Source organism: Pseudanabaena biceps PCC 7429 (assembly GCF_000332215.1).
Lineage (GTDB): Bacteria > Cyanobacteriota > Cyanobacteriia > Pseudanabaenales > Pseudanabaenaceae > Pseudanabaena > Pseudanabaena biceps.
Window position 1 is genome coordinate 1 of sequence record NZ_ALWB01000264.1, and the last position, 6,188, is coordinate 6,188.

Below are 6,188 nucleotides of genomic sequence, written 5' to 3' on the forward strand. Positions count from 1 at the left end.
CCCTCATCTCCTTAAGATTTACGTCCTTATTTATTAAATTAAATCGTATTTCTTTAAGTCAAATTTTGTTAAGCTAAATATTGCGATCGCATTTAACTTAAATATAGCTGTAGCCAGTTATATATTGCAATCTGAGTTCTGTTTCGCAAATTTAGCTGACTCAAAATATTGGTAATGTGATTTTTGACAGTTCTTGTGGATATATAAAGCTGATTGGCAATTTCCTCTTGTGTTTTGGTATTAAGATAGAAAAATAGTAGAGATTTGCTAGTCTTGGTTAACTAAATTTCTACTCTAAAATTTCAATCTACGAAAAGTAATAGAGATTAACGTGTCTGGGAATGTATCTTTAGATTTGCCACAAGATTTATTAGAGTCGATCCAACGTACTCGCACCGCTGCGATCGCCTTGGCGAAATTGCCTAGTGATGCAAAGAATAATGCATTAGAAGCGATCGCAGTAGCGCTAGAGCAACAATTAATTGCAACTTTGACAACTTGCGATCGCAAAAATCCTAAATTTTAAAAAGCAACTTGCGATCGCCTAAATCCTAGTTTTAAAAACAAGCTGCGATCACTATTTTAACATCGCACCTGCTACCACCAACATGCGAAGTCACAGAGATTGCCTCTCCATTTGTATCAAAGTTGAACCCAGTAAGCGGTGTAATACCATATAATCTATTGCTGATTGTCTATTGTAGAATTTGCTATCTCTAATACATCATCCAAAGTACCCATACTCACATCAACTGTGTAACGATATTCCCCGACATCCCATTGAATTCTTGCAGGGTCGCAGGATACTACACAAGCGAAAGGAGTGTATAGTCCTTGAATATCTCTAGATAGTATCTTAAATCCTGCTGCTTCGCGTAATTGCCGAGCTTTCTCTATTTCTTTAGCTGAACATTTGACGGTGATACAATATTCACTATGTGCATTATAAGTTTTCCGCTGCTTATAAAATTCAAGTTCTTGGGAAAGAGACATCGCATCATCGCGTTTAATACTTCCCTGGATACTTCCCCAACATCCCTTTCGAGCACAGACATCAACGCGGTCACCAGCAAAAGTAAATCGATATCCACTTTCCCGAATCACAATAAAATAATATGAGCATGTAAAGTTTTGCCCTTAGAGTTAAATTTTGATGGCAAAATAATTGGGACTTTACTTGTATATTCAAAATTATTTCTAATTTTATTAATTGGCGCGATAAAAATATATGGAATAATTTTTGCGTCAATTATTACCCCTTTATTGGGGAAATCATCTTCATTGAAACTATAACTAGATTTCTCTAGATTTAATGCTAATAGAGTTGTTAAAGAAGTTTGTAACTTCTCCTTAGAAAGCCAAGTAAAGCCATACTTTTGTAAAACTTGGACATCTTTAATTTGTCCCAAACAAAATGTATAAATTAAGTAAACAAATACAATTGGATTTGACATTTTGATTAATCCTAAATACCGATTGTATGATTTCTATACAGTGCGATCATGATCGTGTAGAGTGCATTAATGAAGTGTAATTCACATTTAATGTCTTGGGGGCAAGGCAAACATACAAGCTTCAATATTTTATTGATATGCTACAAATGCTTTCTGCACGACTAAACGCTAATCCGTTGCGTTACATGTTATCAACGTACTTTACAAGATTAGCGATCGTACTTATGAGAGTGGCACGCTACGGATAAATATCCTCAGATTCCTGTACTAGTTCATATTGTTGAGTTTCTGTATTTATTCTCCTACGAATAGACAATTCAGTGTACTTTGTAAGCTTAAATTCATCATTTTCAAAAACATATTCTTCCTCATGACCTTTTCCATTTTTTACTGCACTAGCCCTCAAAGTTAAGGTCTCTGGATCAAAGTTTTTTGCTCCATATGGGAGACGATAAGACCATATCCTAAGTCCATTATTAAAATAAATAAGCGACCGCGCATAGATATATCCAATATCTATGCCATTATCTCTTATTGAATATAGCAAATAAACATCATTCTGCCCTCGTCCATAATAACCAATGGCATTACAAGCAAATTTTATAATATATTTTGTATCACTGATTTGATAAACTTGGGAATATTGCTCAGATTGACTGTTTGAAAAATATCTCTCTTCATTGCAAAGTTGAAAATTACTTCTATTCTTATATATATATTCTAATTTCTCATCTTTATATTTAGACTTTGTGTCTGCGCTAGCCATTCTTTCATTGATTCCGACAGGATTTTTAGCCACTGAAGTTCCTATAATAATAGAAGCTAAAGATTGAAAAAATAATGAGACTAACTGTTGTATTTCTATCATTACTCAAATTTAAACCTTAGAAGTATTCTGTATCAGTTTTCCGTTTAACGCATCGTAGTAATTAATAGCATTGCTTGCGATATTTTTGGCAATATCTAATTCTTTATTGATTATGCCGCCATTTTCATCAATATAGGAATTTACGATCTTACGAGCTTGTGTAAAATTATCTTTCGCATTTGAATCATTCGTGTTGTTCAAATATCCATTAAATGGCATGGATGAAGGATTTGGCGCTCTAAATAAATCTTTCTGCATTCCATATACTGTAATATCAGCAGCAAGATTCCTGTTTGTCGCTACTACGTCTGCACCATACGTCCATTTCCATGGGTTGTCACTACCGTTTTTATTAGTAACGGACAATAAATTGACTCCATATTGGTTTCCAAATTTATTTTGCATTGTTTGATACTGCTCCATACCAGTCAGTTGAACATATCCACGTCCTCTAAATTGATAAGTTCCATACGCTTCCTGAAAATAGTTATACTCATCCTTTGATCTAAAAGTTCCGTTTCCTTTTTCGTACAATGCAGGATGATCTTTAATTGAACCATAAAAATCCTGAATCCCAAACCAAGTTTCATGGCTTGCCGTCGCCATAATGTAGGCAATTTGGGCATTGTCAGTCACATCAAATTTTCTTGCGCTAACTAGTAGTCTTTCAATATTAGGCAGAGCATATTTAGCCACCGATTCAGCATTTGTAGCCACAAAATTTCCAAGGGGTGTCCCATCTGGGCTGTATGCCTCATTACTAAAATATTTAGTGTCTTTAAACGCAGCTACACCAGTCAACAACTTGGCTTTTTGCAATAATTGGACTTCACTAAGATAAGCTTGAAAACCAGCAACTATAGCCCCAAGTAATGCTCCAGATGGGTTAGTTAGCAAAGAAGACAAATAAAAGTAAATTGACTGAGATGAATAAATAGCTTGAGCAGTCTTTACGAGAATAGAACTGTACTGGTCATTATAGCTCTTGTCAATCAGGCTATTTATTTTGAGCTTCTCAGGATCACTAGCATAAGATACAAGTCTGAGTTGTGTTTTATAGCCACTTTGAGGAGCCAGATTTAAAGTTTCAAATCTAGCATCTGTTGCTAAACTTGCACCAGACATAACCATACCTTTTGTTCCATTCTCAGTCGCATCACCAAAAGCAAATGATTGATCGCGATACTTTACCTCGATCGCTGCACCACTCCTAATTCCAGCATAAAGGCTAAAATCTTGTCCCGCGATACTAAACGAATTAATAGCCCGAACAGTTCCACCAATTCCAGCAGCAGAGAGTAAAGCAGCGCCAGCATCTAGAGTGATATTTCCACCAATGCTACCAGCACTGTCAGTTCTAACATAATCAGTTAGAATATCACCCATCTTGCTAACAAGCTTTACTGTACCTCCTATTCCCTTCCCTGCTCCATCACCCTTCACATTTGCATTAATGGCAAGCGTTTCAATGTCATCATCTGCCAATAGGGTAACATCTCCAGCATCTCCATTATTACTTGCAAAAGTATCAACATTCCCCACCTTTATCCTCGAAATAGCTTTAATTGTGACATTGCCAGCATTACCCGTAATCGAAGTAGTAGTGATGCTACCAGCTTCAATATCACCACCAGCCACAACCGTGACATTCCCAGCGTTACCAGAGCCATCAAATGTATTAGAAGCGATCGCCCCATCAAAGTATCAACAACAACGTCGATTTTAATCGCATCATCGCTAATATTTTCAATCTCAATTAAAGCGATCGCCGCTTATCAGTAGTGGTATTTGAAAAAATATTACTAAACCATCACTAATACTAAATGATAAAATAAAGATTACCAAGTTAATAAAATAATCTCGTATAGATATGAATTTAGTTAGCTTATTATTTTTATACTTTATAGGTATTGTTTCTACAGGATGTACTACTAATTCTCCTCTTGCAGTAACTCCTCAAGCTTCAATCTTGACTGAAAAAACTCAAGCGAAACCGAAGACAACAAATCAAAATGTAGAAGCTGCTACAGATACTCAAAAGCCTATTTTGAAAGTTGGCGATATTAGTGAACTCAAGGATGATAAAACTTGTGATGATGTCGGTGAAATTATTGTATATGCGGAGACTCAAAACTATTTAGCCTATATTTGTGCAAACAACAACAATGTTAGCCAACCAAAGATTTTTAAAGTTAAACTAAGGGAATCAAAGACCGTTCTATTTGAAGGTGATGTGTTACTTAGCTGGGACAAACATTCTTTGGTAGGGATTGTGCAAGGCAACATTTTCAAGCTAAATATTCCTTCAAATGCTTTTTTAAAGAGCTATACTGGTGGTTGCTATGCCGATAAACAACCTGCGCTATGCTTGTATGGTCAGATTTTTGAGTCAGCTAAAACCGAAAAAATTATACGTTTTTTAAGGAGCCAGCAGTTTACATCCAAATCAGACGAAGTCATTTCTAAAGCTCTCAACCAGAGAATATTACAAAGTTTGTATAAAAAAGGCAAGCAATTATCTAAGCGGTGCAGGGCTTTTGAACACCAAGAATTCGATCCAGATCAATATTCTCATATATTTCTAGTTAGTCCTCAAACATATCTCGTAGCACTGTATTGTGGCTCAAACACAAAAAATCCTGAATACATTTACTGGTTGACCAATCTGAAGGGAGATACACTTGAATCCGTTCCGTTCCTATTACCTATAGATAGACCTGAATTTTCCCGAACCCCTGAATATCAATTGGATGGTCATCCTAGTTATGATTCCGAACTAGGAATTCTTAGTATATATAAAGCATTTGGAACCAATGGATCGATCATAAAATATAAGATTAACGGAAGCAAAGTAAAACTCATAGAGGAAAGAGTGTGTGAAGATCGTAGATGTTTAGACCCTGTTTTCTTCTCTCAGTATTATCCATAATCAAATGCAAAATTATACCTTTAACACTAAAGCTGCATTCTTGAAATATTCTTGTCTTTCTGCAAGTCCATTTGGCAAAATTTGATTGGGATAAGTATAATCAGAGCGTTGATTTGTTGAGCCATTGATTGCTAGGGAAATTTTATATACAGATCCAGCGCTGTCAATATCGTATGTATACTGATTGAGCTGTCCAGGTATGGGAATTGGTTTAGGTTCTGAAACATTAGCATCTGCAAAACTATTTAGGTTTCCTTTGAAATTACCATGAACTGAGTAAAACCACATTGCTGCCAGCATATTCAAGGATATATTTGATGCAACAAGATCGGGTCTATTTCGCAATCCACTTATCCCTACATAATCTTCAAACATTTTATAGTTATCTATTCCCGTAAGCTGGATTAAGCCTCGACCTCTCTCAATATCATTGTCAACCTTATCAAAGTTATTCCCATCTGTATCAAAGTGTTGCCTGAAATGACTTAAGCTGCCAGTTTCAGTCATAACTTCAGCAATGAAGTATGCCTTCCTTATTGGAGTTGTGATCCCGTACAAGTAGAGATAGAAATTCAAATCTGCCTTGAGAAGTTTCTGAGCATTTTGAATGTTTAAACTAGGAATTTCTTCACCAAAAGGGGTATCTTTCGCAATCTTTTCTAACTGTTGTAATGTAAAACCACTATAAATCCCATTTGCCAAAAATGCAGCTTTTTGATTAAACAGATAACTGCTATCAAACACAAGGCAATACTTGGCATCTGCTGACTGCCTGTTGGCTGCATTCCCAATCCATAGGTGTCTGAGGTAGATATATTTACAGGTAATGGATCTACGATCCATTGCTGAGTATTTATCCCCAATACATCGTTATTACCCCTCATCTCCTTAAGATTTACGTCCTTATTTATTAAATTAAATCGTATTTCTTTAAGTC

At 35.7% G+C, this 6,188-nt stretch carries 9 protein-coding genes and 1 pseudogene; 3 read left to right on the forward strand and 7 right to left on the reverse strand.

The features are described 5' to 3' along the window. Positions 1-92 precede the first annotated feature (92 nt). Positions 93-269 (reverse strand): annotated as a pseudogene (locus tag PSE7429_RS24710) (response regulator transcription factor); the annotation flags it as partial. Between the two features lie 62 nt (positions 270-331). Here PSE7429_RS24710 and PSE7429_RS20290 point away from each other — a divergent pair. After that, positions 332-526: a hypothetical protein gene (locus PSE7429_RS20290; RefSeq protein WP_009629225.1), complete on the forward strand. Its 195-nt coding sequence runs from the start codon at positions 332-334 to the stop codon at positions 524-526. A 155-nt stretch (positions 527-681) separates the two neighbouring features. Here PSE7429_RS20290 and PSE7429_RS20295 read toward each other — a convergent pair whose 3' ends face one another. From PSE7429_RS20295 to PSE7429_RS20310, 4 genes are all read right to left on the reverse strand, one after another. Continuing rightward, complete coding sequence (locus PSE7429_RS20295) at positions 682-993, reverse strand: hypothetical protein (RefSeq protein ID WP_144052551.1); 312 nt, start codon at positions 991-993, stop codon at positions 682-684. A 107-nt stretch (positions 994-1,100) separates the two neighbouring features. Next, positions 1,101-1,454, reverse strand: a complete 354-nt coding sequence (locus PSE7429_RS20300; RefSeq protein WP_009629227.1) for a hypothetical protein — start codon at positions 1,452-1,454, stop codon at positions 1,101-1,103. Positions 1,455-1,692: 238 nt separating this feature from the next. Continuing rightward, positions 1,693-2,322 carry a hypothetical protein gene (locus tag PSE7429_RS20305; RefSeq protein WP_009629228.1) on the reverse strand — a complete coding sequence of 210 codons (630 nt, stop codon included), beginning with the start codon at positions 2,320-2,322 and terminating at the stop codon, positions 1,693-1,695. A gap of 9 nt (positions 2,323-2,331) precedes the next feature. Beyond that, positions 2,332-3,807 (reverse strand): hypothetical protein, encoded by a 1,476-nt coding sequence (locus PSE7429_RS20310; RefSeq protein ID WP_144052552.1) that lies wholly within the window; start codon positions 3,805-3,807, stop codon positions 2,332-2,334. On the opposite strand from PSE7429_RS20310, the gene PSE7429_RS26040 reads away from it, so the two are divergent. Continuing rightward, a complete protein-coding gene (locus tag PSE7429_RS26040; protein WP_144052553.1) occupies positions 3,791-4,048 on the forward strand; it encodes a hypothetical protein in 258 nt (85 codons plus the stop codon). The two genes, PSE7429_RS20310 and PSE7429_RS26040, sit on opposite strands and share 17 nt — an antisense overlap. 144 nt (positions 4,049-4,192) lie before the next feature. Further along, positions 4,193-5,251, forward strand: a complete 1,059-nt coding sequence (locus PSE7429_RS20315) for a hypothetical protein (protein ID WP_009629230.1) — start codon at positions 4,193-4,195, stop codon at positions 5,249-5,251. A gap of 12 nt (positions 5,252-5,263) precedes the next feature. On the opposite strand, the gene PSE7429_RS20320 is transcribed toward PSE7429_RS20315, so the two are convergent. Both PSE7429_RS20320 and PSE7429_RS27350 read right to left on the reverse strand, forming a co-directional pair. After that, positions 5,264-5,953: a hypothetical protein gene (locus tag PSE7429_RS20320; RefSeq protein ID WP_233424399.1), complete on the reverse strand. Its 690-nt coding sequence runs from the start codon at positions 5,951-5,953 to the stop codon at positions 5,264-5,266. Next, positions 5,911-6,188 (reverse strand): hypothetical protein (locus PSE7429_RS27350; RefSeq protein ID WP_233424400.1); only part of this gene is annotated, 278 nt, incomplete at its 5' end. The genes PSE7429_RS27350 and PSE7429_RS20320, both read right to left, overlap by 43 nt.

Bases quoted from the DNA above. Each gene is read 5' to 3' on its own strand.
- PSE7429_RS20295 (WP_144052551.1), bottom strand. From the start codon at position 993: ATGTCTCTTTCCCAAGAACTTGAATTTTATAAGCAGCGGAAAACTTAT.
- PSE7429_RS20300 (WP_009629227.1), bottom strand. From the start codon at position 1,454: ATGTCAAATCCAATTGTATTTGTTTACTTAATTTATACATTTTGTTTG.
- PSE7429_RS20305 (WP_009629228.1), bottom strand. From the start codon at position 2,322: ATGATAGAAATACAACAGTTAGTCTCATTATTTTTTCAATCTTTAGCT.
- PSE7429_RS26040 (WP_144052553.1), top strand. From the start codon at position 3,791: ATGTCATCATCTGCCAATAGGGTAACATCTCCAGCATCTCCATTATTA.
- PSE7429_RS20315 (WP_009629230.1), top strand. From the start codon at position 4,193: ATGAATTTAGTTAGCTTATTATTTTTATACTTTATAGGTATTGTTTCT.